The 17,045-nt window shown below is 68.1% G+C and carries 17 protein-coding genes; 4 read left to right on the top strand and 13 right to left on the bottom strand.

The genetic code is table 11. The features are described from left to right. The first annotated feature begins 96 nt into the window (after positions 1–96). On the top strand, positions 97–738 hold the full coding sequence (locus WIX39_RS26515; protein WP_106936904.1) for a Yip1 family protein: 642 nt from the start codon (positions 97–99) through the stop codon (positions 736–738). 31 nt (positions 739–769) lie between these two features. After that, positions 770–1,468, top strand: coding sequence for a histidine phosphatase family protein (locus WIX39_RS26510; protein WP_409196274.1), 699 nt, complete (start codon positions 770–772; stop codon positions 1,466–1,468). A 16-nt stretch (positions 1,469–1,484) separates the two neighbouring features. Here WIX39_RS26510 and WIX39_RS26505 read toward each other — a convergent pair whose 3' ends face one another. Continuing rightward, entirely contained in the window at positions 1,485–2,840 is a 1,356-nt protein-coding gene (locus WIX39_RS26505) for a tetratricopeptide repeat protein (RefSeq protein ID WP_409196273.1), read from the bottom strand. 39 nt (positions 2,841–2,879) lie between these two features. After that, positions 2,880–3,278 (bottom strand): tautomerase family protein, encoded by a 399-nt coding sequence (locus WIX39_RS26500; protein ID WP_409196272.1) that lies wholly within the window; start codon positions 3,276–3,278, stop codon positions 2,880–2,882. A 111-nt stretch (positions 3,279–3,389) separates the two neighbouring features. Here WIX39_RS26500 and WIX39_RS26495 point away from each other — a divergent pair, with 111 nt between their 5' ends. Then, positions 3,390–4,250 carry a LysR family transcriptional regulator gene (locus tag WIX39_RS26495; RefSeq protein WP_409196271.1) on the top strand — a complete coding sequence of 287 codons (861 nt, stop codon included), beginning with the start codon at positions 3,390–3,392 and terminating at the stop codon, positions 4,248–4,250. A 35-nt stretch (positions 4,251–4,285) separates the two neighbouring features. Then, a complete protein-coding gene (locus tag WIX39_RS26490) occupies positions 4,286–4,696 on the top strand; it encodes an ester cyclase (RefSeq protein ID WP_409196270.1) in 411 nt (136 codons plus the stop codon). A 30-nt stretch (positions 4,697–4,726) separates the two neighbouring features. On the opposite strand, the gene WIX39_RS26485 is transcribed toward WIX39_RS26490, so the two are convergent. The 11 genes from WIX39_RS26485 to WIX39_RS26435 all read right to left on the bottom strand — a co-directional run bounded on the left by WIX39_RS26485 (position 4,727) and on the right by WIX39_RS26435 (position 16,987). Further along, positions 4,727–5,914 (bottom strand): serine hydrolase domain-containing protein, encoded by a 1,188-nt coding sequence (locus tag WIX39_RS26485; RefSeq protein ID WP_409196269.1) that lies wholly within the window; start codon positions 5,912–5,914, stop codon positions 4,727–4,729. Positions 5,915–5,925: 11 nt separating this feature from the next. Further along, a complete protein-coding gene (locus tag WIX39_RS26480; RefSeq protein ID WP_106936908.1) occupies positions 5,926–6,342 on the bottom strand; it encodes a VOC family protein in 417 nt (138 codons plus the stop codon). Beyond that, positions 6,339–6,869, bottom strand: a complete 531-nt coding sequence (locus tag WIX39_RS26475) for a helix-turn-helix domain-containing protein (protein WP_409196268.1) — start codon at positions 6,867–6,869, stop codon at positions 6,339–6,341. Before WIX39_RS26475 ends, WIX39_RS26480 begins: the two co-directional genes overlap by 4 nt. An 83-nt stretch (positions 6,870–6,952) precedes the next feature. Continuing rightward, positions 6,953–8,548, bottom strand: a complete 1,596-nt coding sequence (locus tag WIX39_RS26470) for a hypothetical protein (protein ID WP_409196267.1) — start codon at positions 8,546–8,548, stop codon at positions 6,953–6,955. A gap of 80 nt (positions 8,549–8,628) precedes the next feature. Then, complete coding sequence (locus WIX39_RS26465; RefSeq protein WP_409196266.1) at positions 8,629–10,035, bottom strand: amidase; 1,407 nt, start codon at positions 10,033–10,035, stop codon at positions 8,629–8,631. Beyond that, positions 10,026–11,513 carry an ABC transporter substrate-binding protein gene (locus WIX39_RS26460; protein ID WP_081269893.1) on the bottom strand — a complete coding sequence of 496 codons (1,488 nt, stop codon included), beginning with the start codon at positions 11,511–11,513 and terminating at the stop codon, positions 10,026–10,028. The genes WIX39_RS26465 and WIX39_RS26460 overlap by 10 nt, the downstream gene beginning before the upstream one ends. A 212-nt stretch (positions 11,514–11,725) precedes the next feature. Then, entirely contained in the window at positions 11,726–13,219 is a 1,494-nt protein-coding gene (locus WIX39_RS26455) for an ABC transporter substrate-binding protein (protein ID WP_409196265.1), read from the bottom strand. 120 nt (positions 13,220–13,339) lie between these two features. Next, positions 13,340–14,170, bottom strand: a complete 831-nt coding sequence (locus WIX39_RS26450) for an ATP-binding cassette domain-containing protein (protein WP_081269891.1) — start codon at positions 14,168–14,170, stop codon at positions 13,340–13,342. Continuing rightward, positions 14,167–15,156, bottom strand: coding sequence for an ABC transporter ATP-binding protein (locus WIX39_RS26445; protein ID WP_081269890.1), 990 nt, complete (start codon positions 15,154–15,156; stop codon positions 14,167–14,169). The genes WIX39_RS26450 and WIX39_RS26445 overlap by 4 nt, the downstream gene beginning before the upstream one ends. Before the next feature lie 5 nt (positions 15,157–15,161). Beyond that, positions 15,162–16,040 carry an ABC transporter permease gene (locus WIX39_RS26440; RefSeq protein ID WP_409196264.1) on the bottom strand — a complete coding sequence of 293 codons (879 nt, stop codon included), beginning with the start codon at positions 16,038–16,040 and terminating at the stop codon, positions 15,162–15,164. Further along, positions 16,037–16,987 carry an ABC transporter permease gene (locus WIX39_RS26435; RefSeq protein WP_106936914.1) on the bottom strand — a complete coding sequence of 317 codons (951 nt, stop codon included), beginning with the start codon at positions 16,985–16,987 and terminating at the stop codon, positions 16,037–16,039. The genes WIX39_RS26440 and WIX39_RS26435 overlap by 4 nt, the downstream gene beginning before the upstream one ends. Positions 16,988–17,045 lie beyond the last annotated feature (58 nt).

Here is a 17,045-nt window from a genome sequence, read left to right as displayed (position 1 = left end):
CGCGGCCACCGGCGTAACGTCATAGGCTTCATGGCCAGCAGCCACGGCAGCCTCCGGTCGACATACTTTGCGGCACATGTCGAAGGACTCCGAAAAATGAATCTGGTCGAACGCGTGCAGTCCATCCTGCTCAAGCCCAAGGCGACCTGGCCGGTGATCGATGCCGAGCCGGCCGACCCCGCGTCGCTCTACAGGAACTACGTGATGATCCTCGCGCTGATACCGGCGGTGGCGAGCTTCATCGGCCTTTCGCTCATCGGCGTCGGCGCCTTCGGCATCAGCTTCCGCGTGCCGATCGTCTCGGGGCTCGCGCACATGGTTGTGGGCTACGTGCTGTCGCTGGTGATGGTGTTCGTGCTCGCGCTCATCATCGACGCGATGGCGCCGACCTTCGAGGGCACGCGGAGCCAGATCGGCGCGCTCAAGCTGTCGGCCTATGCCAGCACCGCGGCCTTCGTGGGCGGGGTCTTCAGCCTGCTGCCGTCGCTGTCGATCATCGGCGCGCTCGCGGCGCTCTACGGCATCTACCTGCTCTACACCGGCCTGCCGGTGCTCATGCGCTGCCCGCCCGACAAGGCGGTGCCGTACACGGCCGTGGTGGTGGTTTGCGCCATCGTCGGCGGTTGCATCATCGGCTGGGTGCTGGCGCTGCTCACGCCGTCGCCCATGCGACTGGGCGCGGCCTCGCCCGCCGCTGCGGTGGCGGCCTTGCAACAGCTGGTTGCGGCAAACGCCTGAGCCGTCACGCCCAGCGTGGAAAATGGGCGCAATGCCCACGCCCAAACCCGACTCCACCACCGACCTGATCCTCATCCGCCACGGCGAGACCGCCTGGAACCGCGAACTGCGCTTCCAGGGCCATGCCGACGTTCCGCTCAACGACGTCGGCCATGAGCAGGCCCGCCGCCTCGGCCTGCGGCTGGCCAGCGAAACCGCGGTGCAGCACATCCTGAGCAGCGACCTGATGCGCGCGCAGCAGACCGCGGCACCGGGCGCGCAGCAGCTGTCGCTGCCGGTGGTCACTTCGGCGGCCTTGCGCGAGCAGTTCTTCGGCGTGGCCGAGGGCATGCGTTCCGACGAGATCCAGAGCCAGCATCCGCGTGCCTGGGAGGAGTGGCTGGAGTTCCGCGAGGACCACGCCATGCCCGAGGGCGAAACGCCGCGCGAGTTCCACACGCGCATCATCGCGGCGCTGGGCAACATCGCCGCCGCGCACAAGGGCCAGTACCTGATCGTCGTCACCCACGGCGGCGTGCTCGACATGGTGTGGCGCACCGCGCGCGGCCTGAGCCTGAGCGGACCGCGCCGCAGCGAGATCCCCAACGCGGGCTTCAACCGCATCCGCATCGCCGACCCCGCAAGGCCCGAAGAGATCGAGATCGTCGACTGGGCCGACACGCGCCATCTGGCCGACCTGCCGCCGCAGCCGACCTACGACCAGACGCGGCACCTGAAGAACAAGGACTGAGCGTCCCCCCGCCCGCTCAGCCCCGCAAGAGCTGGCCCAGCCCCAGCCGCTCGTAGACAGCGGCCGTCTGCCGGCGCAGGCGCAGCGACTCGGGCTGGCCGTTGAGCTGCTGCTGCAGGATGCCTTGCGCCCCCGTCAGCGAAGCCTCCGTGCCGGTGCGCACCAGCGCGGCAAGGTAGAGCTGCTCGAACAGGTCGCGCTGCGCGTGGCTGCCGCCGATCTCGATCATGCGCGGCAGCGCCGTGCCCAGCCCTTCGATGGCGCCCGCGAGATCGCCGCGCGCATGCGCCACCAGCCCGTGCGCGGCCGGCACGCACACGCGCTGCCAGGCGGCGCGCGTCGAGAGCGGCGCGTTGGGCGCGAAGGCCTCGATGTTGCGCAGCAGCGCATCGGCCTCGGGCCTGCCGGCACGCGCAAGGCCGTAGAGGTACTGCAGGTCGAGAAAAGGCAGCACATGGTCGGCCTGGCGCTGCAGCAGGTAGCCCGCCACGTCGTTCCATCGCGAGCCGACATCGATGCCGGCAAGCTCCAGCCGGGCCAGCAGCGAGACCGCACCGATCTGGTCCTGCGAGTAGTCCTTGACCACGCCCCAGGCGTGTTCGTCGTACACCGCGAGCGCCTCGGCGTCATGGCCCAGGTCGATCAGGAACAGCGCCACGTGCCACCAGTTGTGCGTGACCATGAACGAGTTGAGCCCGGTCCATGTGTCGCTCACGCTCTTCATGAAGGCCAGCCCCTCGGCGAGCCGGCCTTCGGTGAGCATCACGTGCGCCAGCGCGTGGTGCGCCCACGGCTCCTTGCGGCACATGCCGATGGCCTGGCGCGCACTGGCTTCGGCCTCGCGCATCAGATGGCACTGCTCATAGCCGAAGGCGGCCATGCCGTGCACATAGGGCACGTCCGCCGCATGCGGCAGCACGCCCAGCGCCAGCCGCAGCATGCCGGGGCAGTCGCCGGTGTTGAAGCAGTGGTACTGGCCGAGCTTGACCGACACCAGGTCGCGCGGATGCTCGCGCGCCTGCTCCGCATGAAGCGCGATGGCGCGGGCGATGTCGCCCTGCGCCCAGGCCTCGATGGCCGCGATGTAGCGCCGCTCGCGCGGCGTGGCGCGTGCAGCGCCGGCCAGCGCCTTGTCGAGGAAGGGCCGCGCGTTGGCCACAGCCTCGCGTGATTCCGCGAACAGGTGCAGCGTGGCGCAGTAGGCCTGCACGATGGGGCTCGGGTCGGCGTCGGCTGCCGCCAGCGGGTTGACGGCGCGGGCCTCGGTCGAGATGAAGCCCATGACGAAGTCGTCGACCAGCGGCAGGCTGGCCGCGTCGTCGAGGGTGAGCGGGTTGCCGAGGCTGTCGGCGAGGGATTTTCCGGAGGGCATGGCGGCATGGTGCCATGCCCCCGGGGATGCTTCAACGACTCAGACGCCGGCCTGCTGGTGCCGGTACTCCTGCGTCTGCCCGCCATAGCCGTAGGCCGCGGCGCGCGCGTCGATCACGAGGATGTACGACACCTCGTGCAGGTCGGGCCGGATCTTCGCCATGGCCGCATGCACCTCGCGCAGGTAGCGCGCCTTCTCGGCCTTGGTGTTGGTCTCGTCGGTGACGCTGATGTCCAGGTGAAAGGCCGACTTGCCCAACGAAGCCAGCGACTGGCCGCCGATGAACCAGGCCTCGGCGGCGATGTACTGCACCGTGATGGCGATGACCGGCAACTGCTTGCCGAGCACGCTCTGCGTCAGTTCGGCGACCGTGTCGACGGTCTTGCGGGTGAGGGCGGCGTCGGGTTCGCCGGAGAGGTGGACGACGATGTGGGGCATGGCTGGCTCCTTGGTGAATGGTGGATCGATGGGTTGATTGTGGGCGCCCTCTCATCATCGGAAAAGCGGGAAGATATGATGTGTTCAATCGGATAAACGGATGGATTGACCATGCAAGGCTTCGACCTCGAGCAGCTACGCACCTTCGCCGCGGTGATCGACGCGGGCAGTCTCACCGCGGCCGCGCCGCGCGTGTTTCTCTCCCAGTCGTCGGTCAGCGAGCAGATGCGCAAGCTGGAGGAACGGGCGGGGCAATCGCTGCTCACGCGCAGCAAGGCCGGCGTGTCGCCCACGGAGGCAGGCATCCGGCTGCTGGCCCACGCGCGGCGCATCCTGGCGCTGAGCGACGAGGCGTTCCGCGACCTGCATGGCGAAGTGCTGCAGGGCGAACTTCGACTGGCCGTCACCGATTACTTCCGCCCCGCGGACCTCACGCGGCTGCTGGGGCGGCTCGGCGAAAGCTACCCGCGCGTGCGGCTGCACGTGAGCATCCTGAAAAGCGACGACCTGCGTGCGGCCTATGCACGAGGAGATTTCGACGTGGGCCTCGGGATGAACATCGCCGGCGTGTCCGCTGTGCAGCCGCGCGCGCCGGTGCTGCGGCGCGAGTCGCTGGCGTGGCTCGGCGCATCGGGCATGCGGCTCGTGCGCGGCGAGCCGGTGCGGCTGCTGGTGCTGCCTGACACCTGCTCGCTGCACCAGTTCACCGTCGCGCTGCTGCGTCGGCGGCGCGTGGCTTACTCGCTCGCGCATGTGGCTTCGGGCGTGGCCGGGCTGCAGTCGGCGCTGGCCGCGGGGCTGGGCGTGGCCTGCCTCAACGAATCCGCGATCAGCGAGGGCGTGGCGCGTCTGCCGACGCCGCACGGGCTGCCGGCACTGCCGAAGGTGGCGTTCCAGTTCCTGCCGGCGCGGCGGGGAGAGACCGCGTTCGTCAGCAAGGCCCGCGAGCTGCTGGCTTCCCACCTCGTGTGAGACGCTATTGTTCACGCCAAGGAGCAGCCGCAGCCATGACCACTACCGACCTTTCCAGTGTCTACCGCAGCTACATCGCCTGCCTCAATGCAAAGGACTGGCCAAGCCTGGGCCGCTTCGTTCACTACGAGGTGAAGCACAACGGCCGGCTGCTCGGACTGTCGGGCTACCGTGAAATGCTGGAGCAGGACTACGCAGCGATTCCGGACCTCTTCTTTCGCATCGAGCTGCTCGTTGCCGAGCCGCCCCGCGTGGCCAGCCGGCTGCAGTTCGACTGCGCGCCGAAGGGCAGTTTTCTCGGCTTGCCGGTGAACGGAAGAACCGTCTCGTTTGCCGAGAACGTGTTCTACGAATTCAAGGACGCGAAGATCGTGGAGGTGCGGTCGATCCTCGACAAGGGCGCCATCGAGAGGCAGCTCCAGAAGGGCGGCAGCGCGGCGGTCTGAGGCCGGCCCCACACCGGGCTTGCACCGGGCTCAGCGGCAATCTTCTGCCACGGCGCGAAACACGTCGATCGTTTCCGCCTCGTCCTGCTGCGAGCCGTAGTCGCTGAGCTTCACCACGACGGTGTAGCGTGCGGGGTTGACGTAGACGTATTGCCCGTAGACGCCGATCGCGCTGTAGTCGTGATTCTTTTCGTGGCCGGGCGGGTGCCACCACAGCGCCGCGTACATCCAGCCCGGCTCCGCCTCGGCCACGGGTGTGGTGATGCGGGCCATCCATGCGGGAGAGACCAATGTGCGCCCGCCGACCTTGCCGCCCGCGAGCGCGAGCAGGCCGAGCTTGGCGAAATCGCGCGGCGTGGCGTTCAGGTTGCCGAAGCCGCGCTCGATGCCGCCGGCATGGTCGAGGTTCCAGCTCGCCTCGTCCTGCGCGCCGAGCGGCTGCCACAGCCGGCGCTCGAGCACCTTCGCCAGCGGCTCGCCTTCGACCCGCGCGACGATCATCGACAGGTACTGCGCGTCGATGCTGCGGTACGCCGATCGGCTTCCAGGCGCGAAGGCGAGCGTGCGGTGCTTCATCACATAGGTGCGAAGGTCGGTGGTGATCTGCATGCCGGCGACACCGGTGAATGGCTTGTATTCGGCGTAGTCCTCGGTCACGTCGATGCCGCTCTTCATGTCGAGCAGGTCGCGCACGGTGATCTCATCGAACTTGCCGCCGGCGGCGAACTCGGGCAGCACCGCCACCAGCTTCGTGTCTTCGGACAGCTTGCCTTCGGCGATCAACTGCCCGACGAGAAGGCTCAAGACGGACTTGGCGATGGACCACGAGGACTCGCGCGCCGTCTTCTTGCCGGGCTCGCTGTACCACTCGTTCACCAGGGTTCCGCGGCACATGACCAGGAATGCATTGGTCCGGGTCGCCCGCAGCACGCTCAAGATGTCCATGTTGTTGCCCTTCCAGGGTACGGTCTTGGCAAGAGGCTGCAACTGCTCGGGAATCGGGCGTGGTTGCGACGACGCGGCGATCATGCGGGTGTCGTACAGCGCCTCTACTTCCGATCTTGGCGTGAACAGAAAGCGGACGAGGAACACCGGGTTCTTCATGTCGATCGCGGCCGTGAATACGAAGCCGGCGGCGATCACGAGCAGGACGGCTGCTGCGGCGACGAACCCGGTCTTGCGGCGCCGAGGCCTGGATGCCGCAGTCGACATGCCCATGCGCGTGTCCCCTATGCCGAGTTCACTCGCGCCTGGATCATCTTCCAGCCGTTGCCCGCGGGGTCGCGAAAGCCCGCGTCCACGCTGCCGTAGCGTTCCATGGGCTCCTGCGTGAACTCCACACCCAGCTTGCGCATCCGCTCGCAGGCCGCGCGGCAGTCGGCCACGTTCAGCACCAGCGGCGGCATCGCGCCCTTGGCCACCATGGCGCGCAGCGTCTGTGCGGTCGCCTCGTCGTGTACCGGCGGCCCGGGAGTGAACAGGCCCAGCTCGAACGACGGCTGCTCCGGATGCTTCACCGTGAGCCAGCGATAGGCGCCGTTGCGCACGTCCGCGTGGACGCGGAATCCGAGCTTCTCCACATAGAACGCCAGCGCTTCGTCCTGATCGTCCACATACAAACCCACCACACCGATACCTTGGCTCATCGCGTCTCCTTGGTTGAAAGCCGTTTTGTACCGGCTGCCGTGCGGCGGCGCTTCTCCGAAACTGCTTCGGTCAGATCGGGCCGCTGCGCGGCCTTGAGCACACAGGCCGGCATATGCTCGAGCTGCCGCGCCGCGGCCTGCAGGCGGGGGCGAAGCATGCCGGGGCTTTCGCCCGCGACGTCGCGGAAGGTGCGCCCGAAGGTGCCCAGGCTTTCCCAGCCGGTGGCGAAGGCGATCTCGGTGATCGACAGGTCGGTGTCGCGCAGCATCGCCGTCGCCCGCTCGATGCGGCGCGTCAGCAGGTAGCGGTGCGGCGGCATGCCGAAAGCCAGCTTGAACGACCGCGCGAAATGGGCTTCGGAAACACCGCTCACCGCGGCCAGCCGCAGCACCGGCCAGGCTTCGTGCGAAGCGGCGTCCATGCGGTCTTTTGCGCGCAGCAGGCGGCGCAGCAGCTGTGGGTCCTGCATGGGGGCGCCCTCAGGCGGTGCGGGGGCCGGGGCGTTGGAGTCTTTGCGGGAGGGCATGGCAAGAGCGCCAAGGATGGGTGGCGTACGGCGAGCTTATCCGGCTTCGCCTTTCGCCGAACCATACTGCCCGCCGCCGGAGTTCAGCCCGCCGGCTGCGGGCGATACACGGTCTCGCCGTAGCCTCGCGGCAGCGCGCCCGGCCTGTCCGGCAGGACGGCCAGCGACGCAGCCACCGCGAGCGCCTGGTCGCGGCGGCGCGCATCCTCGGGCTCGTGCGACCTTTCCGCGTTCTCGACGCTCGACAGCAACAGGCGCACGTCCGAGACACGCTTGCGCTCGAGCGGGGTCGTGGTGTCGGACGCCAGCTTGCCCATGAGGTAGCGCTGGACGCGGATCGACTCGCTCGCGGACTGCTCGACCGTCGCGCCGATGCGCTTGCCATCCTCGTAGGTGATGTCGGCGGACGCCCTGGCCTGGTCGTCGATCCGCACGTATTCGTAGAACTGCGATTCCTTCGAAGCCGTGAGCAGGAGCGACCCCTCCGGCGTCAACGGCCGGTGGAAGCTTGCGCTCAGTTGCGCCTGCTGGTCCTGGTGGATGTTGCGATTGCGCGGGTCCTTGCCCGTCACGCTGGTGCTCTGCGAGAGCTTGTACGAGAAGGTGTCGACTTCCTCCGGCCGCATCGGATTCGATGAAACCGGGGGCTGCACCATCGACGCATTGAAGTCGGCCAGGCCGCTGAGCAGGCTGTGGTCGCCCGCGTTCAGCGCGATCACGCCCGGCGCCTCGCGGCCCGCGACGGGTGCCGTCACGCCGTAGTCGCTGTTCATCTGCGAGAACGCGTCCTTGAACATCGACACGAGCGCCTTGTCGCCCCGGCCCCGGCTGCCGGCGGCATCGACCTGTTGCAGGTAGCGCGCCATGGCCTGCGCCTGCTGGGTGGCGTCTCCGAGGATGGCCGGATTCGAGAGGTCGACGTCGACCTTCACCGCACCCGACGGACCGGAGGCGTTCACCGACCGCGACTTCGCGTCGGCATGGAACTCGAGGGTGTTGATGGCGCCCTTGCCATCGGCCTTGATGCCGGCCTTGAAGTCGATCGACGACAGAACCGCCGGGTCGAACTTCATGAGGCCGCCGAGCGCCATGCGCGGCGGAAAGGCGCTCAGGCCGTCGATGGCTTCCTGGAAGGCATCCGAGAGCTGCACCAGCGCCTTGCGCTCGGCCTCGGTGAGTTCGCCGCCGGAGACCTTGATCTGCACCGCCATGCCGTCGTCCTGGCTGCCCAGCCCCAACTCGACGGTGGCACCGCTGGCCGTGCGGATCGACAGCTTGATCTGGTTGTCGGCGTCGGTATGCAGCGCCGAGGCGCTCGTGCCTTGCGCCGCCAGCGTCACCGACTGGGAGAAGTCGCCGGCGTCCGCACCGAAGCGCTTGAGCATCGCGGCGCCCAATCCGTTGAACCGCGTGCCGCTCGGGCCATGAACGAGGTTGCCCGCCATCAGCGAGGAGATCGCGTCGTCGGGCTGCCGCTCCCAGGCGGGTGCGGCGACCGTTCGGCCCGATATTGCATAGGTCCGCGCATCGGCCGGCGTGGCCGACTGCCCGAGGCTCACGGAAACGGCGGGCGTGGCGGTTGCAGCGGTGTCGACGGGGACCGGCTGGCTGGTGGTGCGCCATGCGGTGGTGGCGCCTGACGTCACCAGGGGGCTGACAGCGGTCGGGGTGACGATCAATCCATGCTCCTGTCGAGAAAGAAGACGCCCGGTATCCGGGCACTCTTCCTTATCGGCAGGTTCGCCAGTTTCTGAAGGCTTCAGCTGCCTGCCCGCGGCACCTCGGGCCAGGGCCGCTGCAATTCGCGGATCTGCTCGAAGGCGCGCGAAACGCGAAGCACGCCGAGATCGTCGAAGCGCTGCCCTGCGATCTGCAGGCCGATCGGCAAGCCCGAGGCCGAGTAGCCGCAGTTCACCGACGAAGCCGGCTGCTCCGACATGTTGAACGGCACCGTGAAGCCGATGTGCTCCAGGGCACGCAGCGGATCGTTGGTGGGCGAGGGCGCTTCCGCGGCCGCCGGCATGTTCGGCGACACCGGCGAGATCACGTAGTCGAAGCGCGCGCATGCGCTGACGGCGGCCACGCGCGTTGCGTGGAACTGGCTGAAGCTGCGGAACACATGCTCACCGCTGAACTCCGCCGCGCTCTCGGCCCATTCGCGGATATAGGGCAGCACCTTCGCGCGCTGGTCGGCGCGCAGCCCCTTCATGTCCACCAGCGAGCGCATGCGCCACAGGTGGTCCATGCCATCGAGCATCGCCTGCGACATGAAGGGCTGCATCGGTTCGATGATGGCGCCTGCCTTTTCCAGCAGGCGTGCGGCCTGCTCGACCGCTGCCTGGATCTCGGGCTCCACCGCCAGTCCGCAGCCCGCGTCGAGCAGCAGCCCGATGCGCAGTCCGCGCAGATGGTCGGGCGACACGTCGAAGGCGGACCAGTCGATGTCCTGCGCCGGCAAACTCATGCTGTCGCGTGCGTCGGGCCTGGCCAGCGCCTGCATCATCAGCGCGGCGTCGCCCACGGTGCGCGTCATCGGGCCCGCCGCGCGGCCCATGTAGGGTGGGTCGATCGGAATGCGGCCCAGGCTGGGCTTGAGCGTGAAGATGCCGCACCAGCTCGCGGGCAGGCGCAGCGAGCCGCCGATGTCGGTGCCCAGGTGCAGAGGGCCGTAGCCGGCAGCAGCCGCGGCACCCGCGCCCGCGCTGGAGCCGCCCGGCGTGAGCCGCAGGTCCCACGGATTGCGCGCCAGCGTGTGGAAGCTCGAGAGGCCCGAAGACAGCATGCCGTAGTCCGGCATGGTGGTCTTGCTCACGATCACCGCGCCCGCTTCCTTCAGGCGCGCGGCCGGTGGCGCGTCGGCGGCGGCGGGCCTGAGGTCGACGGCCGCGGTGCCGGCCGGCATCGGGTCGCCGCGCGTGGCGATGTTCTCCTTGATGGTCGCCGGCACGCCGTCGAGCGGGCCGCGTGCGTCGCCGCGCTGCCAGCGCGCCTCCGATGCGCGCGCCTGCTCGAGCGCGGCCTCGGGCCTGAAGAGCCAGGTGGCCTGCAGGTGCGGCTCCCAGCGCTCGATGTGCGCAATGACTGCCTGCGTGACCTCCACCGGCGAGAGCTTGCGGTCGCGGTAGGCCGCGGCAAGCTCCTGCGCGGTCAGGTCGCTCAGCCCCACGACAGCGCCGACAGGTCGTTCACGAAGATCGGGTTTTCCTTCCAGATGCCCTTGACGTTCTTCTTCGCCACGGTCGGGAACTGCGGCTGGTAGAGGAAGCCGTTGGCCGCATCGGTGGCCAGCATCTTCTGCGCGTCGCCGAGCAGCTTGTTGCGCTCCGCGGTGTTGGCGGTGGTCTTGATCTTGTCGAACAGCGTGTCGAAGGCCTTCGACTGGTAGCCCCAGTAGTAGTCGGACTTGGCGTAGTTGCCGAGGTCGAAGGGCTCCACGTGCGACACGATCGACAGGTCGTAGTCCTTGTTGCCGTAGGTGCCGCTGAGCCACTGCGCCCACTCGACGTTCTGCACCTTCACCACGATGCCGATCTTGGCCAGTTGGGCCACGATCACCTCGCCGCCCTGGCGCGCATAGGGCGGCGGGGGCAGCGTCATCTTGAGTTCGAGCGGCGTCTTCACGCCGGCTTCGGCCAGCAGCTTCTTGGCCTTCTCGATGTCGAAGGGGTTGATGGCGGTGGTGTCGACATAGCCCGCCGCGCCCGGCACGTAGTGGCTGCCGATGGGCACGCCGAAGCCGTCCGCGGCGCCTTCGATCACGGCCTTGCGGTCGATGGCCGCGAGGATGGCGCGGCGCACGCGCACGTCGTCCAGCGGCTTCTTGCGGTTGTTGATCGACAGGATGGTCTTGGCGCGCGAGCCGGCCAGGATCACCTGGAACTGCGGGTTCATCTTGAACTGCGGCACCACGCGCGTGCCGATGCGCGGGAACACGTCGATGTCGCCCGACAGCACCGCCGCGGCTTGCGCCGCGGTGTCGGAGATGAAGCGGAAGGTGACCTTGTTGATCTTGGCGGTGGCGGGGCTGCGGAAGCCCTCCCACTTGCTCAGCGTGATCGACGAGCCCTTGGCCCAGTTGTCGAGCTTGTAGGGGCCGGTGCCGACCGGCTTGGTGGCATTGCCCTCGGCGCTCTTGGGCTCCACGATCACGGCCGTGGCCTGGCCCAGCACGAAGGGCAGGTCGGGGTCGATTTCCTTGTTGATGACCACCACGGTGTAGTCGTCGACCACCTGGGTGCTCAGGTTGGCGAAGGTGCGCTTGTCCTTGTTGGTGCTTTTCTCGCTGCCGGCGCGGTCGAACGAGAACTTGACGGCGGCCGCGTTGAAGGGCTCGCCGTTCTGGTACTTCACGCCGCGCTTGAGCTTGAAGGTGTAGGTCTTCAGGTCGGGCGAGACTTCCCAGCTGTCGGCCAGCAGCGGCGTGACGCTGCCGTCGGCGTTGATCTTGGTGAGCGTTTCCAGGATGTTGTACTGCACAACTTCCGCGATGGCGGCGGCGGCGCCGCTGGTGGGGTCCAGGCCCGGCGGCTCGAGCGCCATGCCGATCACGATGGCGTCCTTCCTGCCCTGCGCCATGCCGGCGAGCGGGGTGGCCAGCGCAACGGTGGCGCCGGCGGTGGTGAGGAGGGTGCGGCGGTTCAACATACGTGTGATCTCCGGAAAAACAGGCCAGGTTCGAATGACTGCTTCGGCGTGCGCCGTGCCCCGAAGGGAGGCGCGACGCCGCAAAGACACGACACGCAGCACGAAAGATGCCACGTGCGCAACCGGTCATTCTCTCGCAGCGGGAGCGCCGCCGAGCGGCCCGCGGGGCGGTTTTTCCTCGGGACGTTCCCGTAGGCCGCGGACCGCCTGGCTCAGGCCCAGGACATTGCCGCGATGTCGTTCACGAAGATCGGCGCGTCCTTCCACAGCCCGCGCAGGTTGCGCCCGGCGATGGTGATGAACTGAGGCTGGAACAGGAACACGTTGGCCGCGTCTTCCGCCAGCAGCCGCTGCGCGTCGCCGAGGTAGCGCAGGCGGTCGGCGGGGCGCGCCGCATTGCGGGCCTTGTCGAACACCTCGTTGAACTTTGCCGACTGGTAGCCCCAGTAGTACTCCGGCTTGGTGTAGTTCACCAGGTCGAAGGGCTCGACGTGCAGGATCAGGGAGAGGTCGTAGTTCTTGTTGCCGTAGGTGCCGCTGATCCACTGCGCCCACTCGACGTTCTGGATCTTCGCGACGATGCCGATCTTGGCCAGCTGCGCGGCGATCAGCTCGCCGCCCTGGCGCGCATAGGGCGGGGGCGGCAGCACCAGTTCGAGCTCCAGCGGCGTCTTCACGCCGGCCTCGGCCAGCAGCTTTTTTGCCTTCTCGATGTCGTACGGGTTCACGCCGGTGGTGTCCACATAGCCGGGCAGGCCCGGCACGTAGTGGCTGCCGATGGGAATGCCGCGGCCGTCCACCGCCGCGTCGATCACGGCCTTGCGGTCGATGGCCGCGGCAATGGCGCGGCGCACTCGCACGTCGTCCAGCGGCTTGCGCTTGTTGTTGATGGCCAGGATGGTCTTGCCGAGCGAGGCGTTGAACACGATCTGGAAGCGCTTGTCGTTCTGGAACTGCGACAGGCTGCGCGACACCGAGGCGTGCGGGAACAGGTCGATGTCGTTCGACAGCAGCGCGGCCGTCTGCGCCGCCGGCTCGGAGATGAACCGGAAGGTGGCCTTGCGGATCTGCACCGTCTCGGCGCCGCGCCAGCCGTCCCACTTGGCCAGCACGATGCTCGAGCCCTTGGCCCAGTTGTCGAGCCTGTAGGGGCCCGTGCCGATCGGCTTTGTGGCGTTGGTTTCCACGCTCTTCGGTTCGACCAGGATGGCGGAAGCCTGGCCCAGCAGGAACAGCAGGTCGGGCTCGATCTCCTTGCTGATCAGCACCACCGTGTGCTCGTCGACCACCTGCGTCGCGATGTTGGTGAAGGTGCGCTTGTCCTTGTTGGTGCTGTTGGCCGCGGCCGCGCGGTCGAACGAGAACTTCACGCTCTGCGCGTTGAAGGGCTCGCCGTTCTGGAACTTCACGCCGCGCTTGAGCCTGAAGGTGTAGGTCTTCAGGTCGGGCGAAACCTCCCAGCTGTCGGCCAGCAGCGGCGTGACGCTGCCGTCGGAGTTGATCTTGGTGAGCGTTTCGAACACCGTGTAGAGCACCACCTCCGCGATTTCGGCGCCGGCCTTGGCCGTGGGGTCCAGCCCCGTGGGCTCGAGCGTGAGGCCGATCACCAGTGCGTCTTTTTTTCTTTGCGCCAGCGCGATGGTCGGCAGGGCCAGCGGTGTCAGGGCTGCGGCGCCGGTGGCCAGCAGGGTGCGTCGTTTGAGCATGAAGCGGTGTCCTCGGAACAGGGGGCAAGCATCATCCGCGAGGTGGCGGCCTTCGCGCAACCAGATGCTTATGACCCACTCATCCTAAGAACGACCGGCGACACGCCGGTGTCAGCTCCCTCAGGCCGGCAGCAGCGTGCCGCCGGTGGGCGTGCGCGGCACGGCTTCGAGCAGCGTGCGCGTGTAGGGGTGCTGCGCATGCCGGAACAGCTCGGCGGGCGGGCCTTGCTCCACGATCTTGCCTTTCCACACCACGCACACGTCATCGCACAGGTGGTTGACCACCGCGAGGTCGTGGCTGATGAGCAGGTAGCTGATGCCGAACTGCTGCTGCAGGTCCTGCATGAGGTTGAGCACCTGGGCCTGCACCGACACGTCGAGCGCGCTCACCGGCTCGTCGGCCACGATGAGCTTGGGCCGCGTGATGAGCGCGCGTGCAATGGCGATGCGCTGGCGCTGCCCGCCCGAGAACTCGTGCGGGTACTTGTCCATGTCGGTGGTGCGCAGGCCGACGGCGGCGAGTGCCTCCGATGCGCGCTCGCGCTGTTCGGCGCGGCTGGTCTCTGCCAGCGCCTCCAGCGGCTCGGCCACGATGCGCGCCACGGTCTGGCGTGGATCGAGCGAGCCGTAGGGGTCCTGGAACACCATCTGGAAATCGCGCCGTGCCGTGCGCAGCTCGGCCCTGGGCAGCGTGTGCAGGTCGCGGCCTTCGAGGCGCACGCTGCCGGAGGTCGGCGTGTCCAGCGCCATCACCAGGCGCGCGATGGTCGACTTGCCCGAGCCCGATTCACCGACGATGCCCACGCTCTTGCCGGCCTGCACGTCGAAGCTCACGCCGTTGAGCGCCTTCACTGTCGGCGGCGGGCCGAAGAGTTTTTCACGCGGCAGCGCGTAGTGGCGCACGAGGTCGGTGACCTGCAGCAGCGGTGGAACGGCGGTCTTCTGGCTCATGGTGCGGCGGCGACTTCGGTCGCGATCTCTTCGAGCCGGATGCAACGCACCGCATGGTCGTGCGGCAGCATCGTCGCGGGCGGCCGCGTGGTGTGGCAGGCGTCGACCGTGTAGCTGCAGCGGCCGGCGAACGGGCAGCCCTTCGGCAGGTCGACCAGCTCGGGCACGCTGCCCTTGATGGTGGCAAGGCGCAGCCCGCGCGGCGCGCCGATGGCGGGGCGCGCGGCGAACAGGCCCTGCGTGTAGGGGTGGGCGCGGCGGGCGAATACGGCCTCGGTCGGCCCGCTCTCGACCACGCTGCCGCCGTACATCACGAGCATCTTCGACACCGTCTGCGCGATCACGCCGAGGTCGTGCGAGATCAGTATCAGCGCCATGCCGCGCTCGGCCACGAGGCTCTGGATCAGCTCCAGGATCTGCTTCTGGATGGTCACGTCGAGCGCCGTGGTGGGCTCGTCGGCAATCAGCAGGTCGGGCCCGCAGGCCAATGCCATCGCGATGCCGATGCGCTGCCTCTGGCCGCCCGAGAACTGGTGCGGGTACGCATCGAGACGCGAAGCCGCGTCGGGAATGCCCACGCGTTCGAGCAGCGCGAGCACTTCCTTGCGCGCATCGGCCTTCGAGAGGCCGCGGTGCAGCCGCAGCGGCTCGCCGACCTGGCGTGCGATGGTGTGCACCGGGTTCAGTGCCGTCATCGGCTCCTGGAAGATCATGCCGATGCGGTTGCCGCGGATCTGGCACATGTCTTTCTCGGCGCGGCCCACCAGTTCGGTGCCGTCGAAGCGGATGCTGCCCGTGACCCTGGCGGTCGACGGCAGCAGGCCCATGAGCGACATCACGGTGATCGACTTGCCGCAGCCCGACTCGCCGACGATGCCCAGCGTTTCGCCGCGCTCCAGCGTGAAGTCGATGCCGCGCACGGCCTCGGCGGGGCCGCGCTGCGTCTGCAGTTCGATGTGCAGGTCCTTGACTTGAAGCAGTGGCATCTTGCTTACCTCGCCCGTGCCAGCCGTGGATCGAGCAGGTCGCGAAGTCCGTCGCCCAGCAGGTTCAGGCCGAGCACCGCGAATGCGATGGCCATGCCGGGGAACACCGCGAGCAGGGGCGACTGGAACATCATCGTCTGGGCCTCGCTGAGCATGCGGCCCCATGACGGCTGCGGCGGCTGCGTGCCGAGGCCGAGGTACGAGAGCGCGGCTTCCGCCAGGATGGCGATGGCGAAGCGGATGGTGATCTGCACGATCAGCACGGCCGAGATGTTCGGCAGCACATGCTGCATGGTGATGGCGAACGAGCCCTTGCCGCAGGCGCGCGCCGCGGCCACGTATTCGCGCGACCAGATGGCGTTGGCCGATGCGCGCGTGATGCGCGCGAAGGTCGGGATGTTGTAGATGCCGATCGCGATGATCGCGTTCACGATGCCCGCGCCGAACACGGCGGTCAGCATGATGGCCGACAGGATCGCCGGGAAGGCGAGCGAGAAGTCGGTGAGCCGCATGATGGCTTCCTCGACCCATCCCCGCCTGGCGGCCGCGAGCAGGCCCAGCGCGGTACCCACCACCAGGCCGATGCCCACCGCGATCATGCCCACCAGGATGGATGCGCGCGCGCCCACCAGCAGCAGCGAGGCCACGTCGCGCCCGTAGGTGTCGGTGCCCAGCCAGTGCGAGGCCATCGGCGGCTTGAGCTTGTTGGCCATGTCCATGTCGTAGGGCGACCAGGGCGTCCACACCAGCGAGACGGCGGCGGCCAGCAGCAACAGCAGCGTCAGGACGCCGCCGAACACGAAGCTGCGGTGATGCAGCGCGCGGCGCCAGAAGCCCGGCACCTTGAGCGCGGCGGCGCTGGGGGCGGTGATGCTGCTGCTCATATGTCGCTGGCCTTGATGCGCGGGTCGATGACGGCGTAGAGCACGTCGACCACGAAATTCACGATGACCACCATGGCCGCGAGCAGCATCACGCAGTTGCGCACCACGATCAGGTCGCGGTTGCTGATGGCCTGGAAGATCAGCCGGCCCAAGCCGGGAAGATAGAACACGTTCTCCACCACGATGGTGCCGGCCAGCAGCTCGGAGAACTGCATGCCCATCACCGTGATGACCGGGATCATGGCGTTGCGCAGCACGTGGGTCCACAGCACCATGCGCTGCGAGACGCCCTTGGCGCGCGCGGTGCGCACGAAGTCTTCGCGCATCACTTCCAGCACCGCCGAGCGTGTGATGCGCGCGAGGATCGCGGCCTGCACCACCGCAAGCGACAGGGCAGGCAGCAGCAGCGACTTGATGCCCGAGAAGAAGCCGTCGCCCCAGCCCTCGAAGCCGCCTGCCGAGAACCACTGCAGCTTCACCGAGAACACGAGGATCAGAAGAATCGCGAACCAGAAATTGGGAATGGCAATGCCGACCTGGGCCATGCCCATCAGGCCGACGTCGCCGAGCTTGTTGTGGCGCGCCGCGGCCGTCACGCCCACCAGCAGCGCGATGACCGTGGTGAAGAACATCGCCAGCAGCGCCAGCGGCATGGTGAGCGCCAGGCGCTCGAGGATCAGGTCGAGCACCGGCGAGCTGTAGGCGTAGCTGTCGCCCAGGTTGCCGGTGAGCAGGCCGCCGATCCAGTGCCAGTAGCGCGTCCACGCGGGCTGGTCGAGGCCGAGCTTGGTGGCCAGCGCCGCCACCGCTTCGGGCGAGGCGTCGGGGCCCATGAGCATCTGCGCGGCATTGCCGGGCAGTATCTCGAGGACGAGGAAAACGATGACCGAGGCACCGATCAGCGTGCCGATCAGCGTGGCAAGGCGCTTGAATAGAAACAGACTCATGGGGCGGGGCGCAGCATAACTGACTCCTGCAACAAATGTGCCGTGAATGTGGCCTTTG

Origin of the sequence: Variovorax sp. AB1(2024), from assembly GCF_037482385.2 — a bacterium.
Taxonomy (GTDB): domain Bacteria; phylum Pseudomonadota; class Gammaproteobacteria; order Burkholderiales; family Burkholderiaceae_C; genus Variovorax.
Note: the sequence above shows the minus strand (reverse complement) of the source record. Positions and strands in the feature narration are given on the sequence as shown.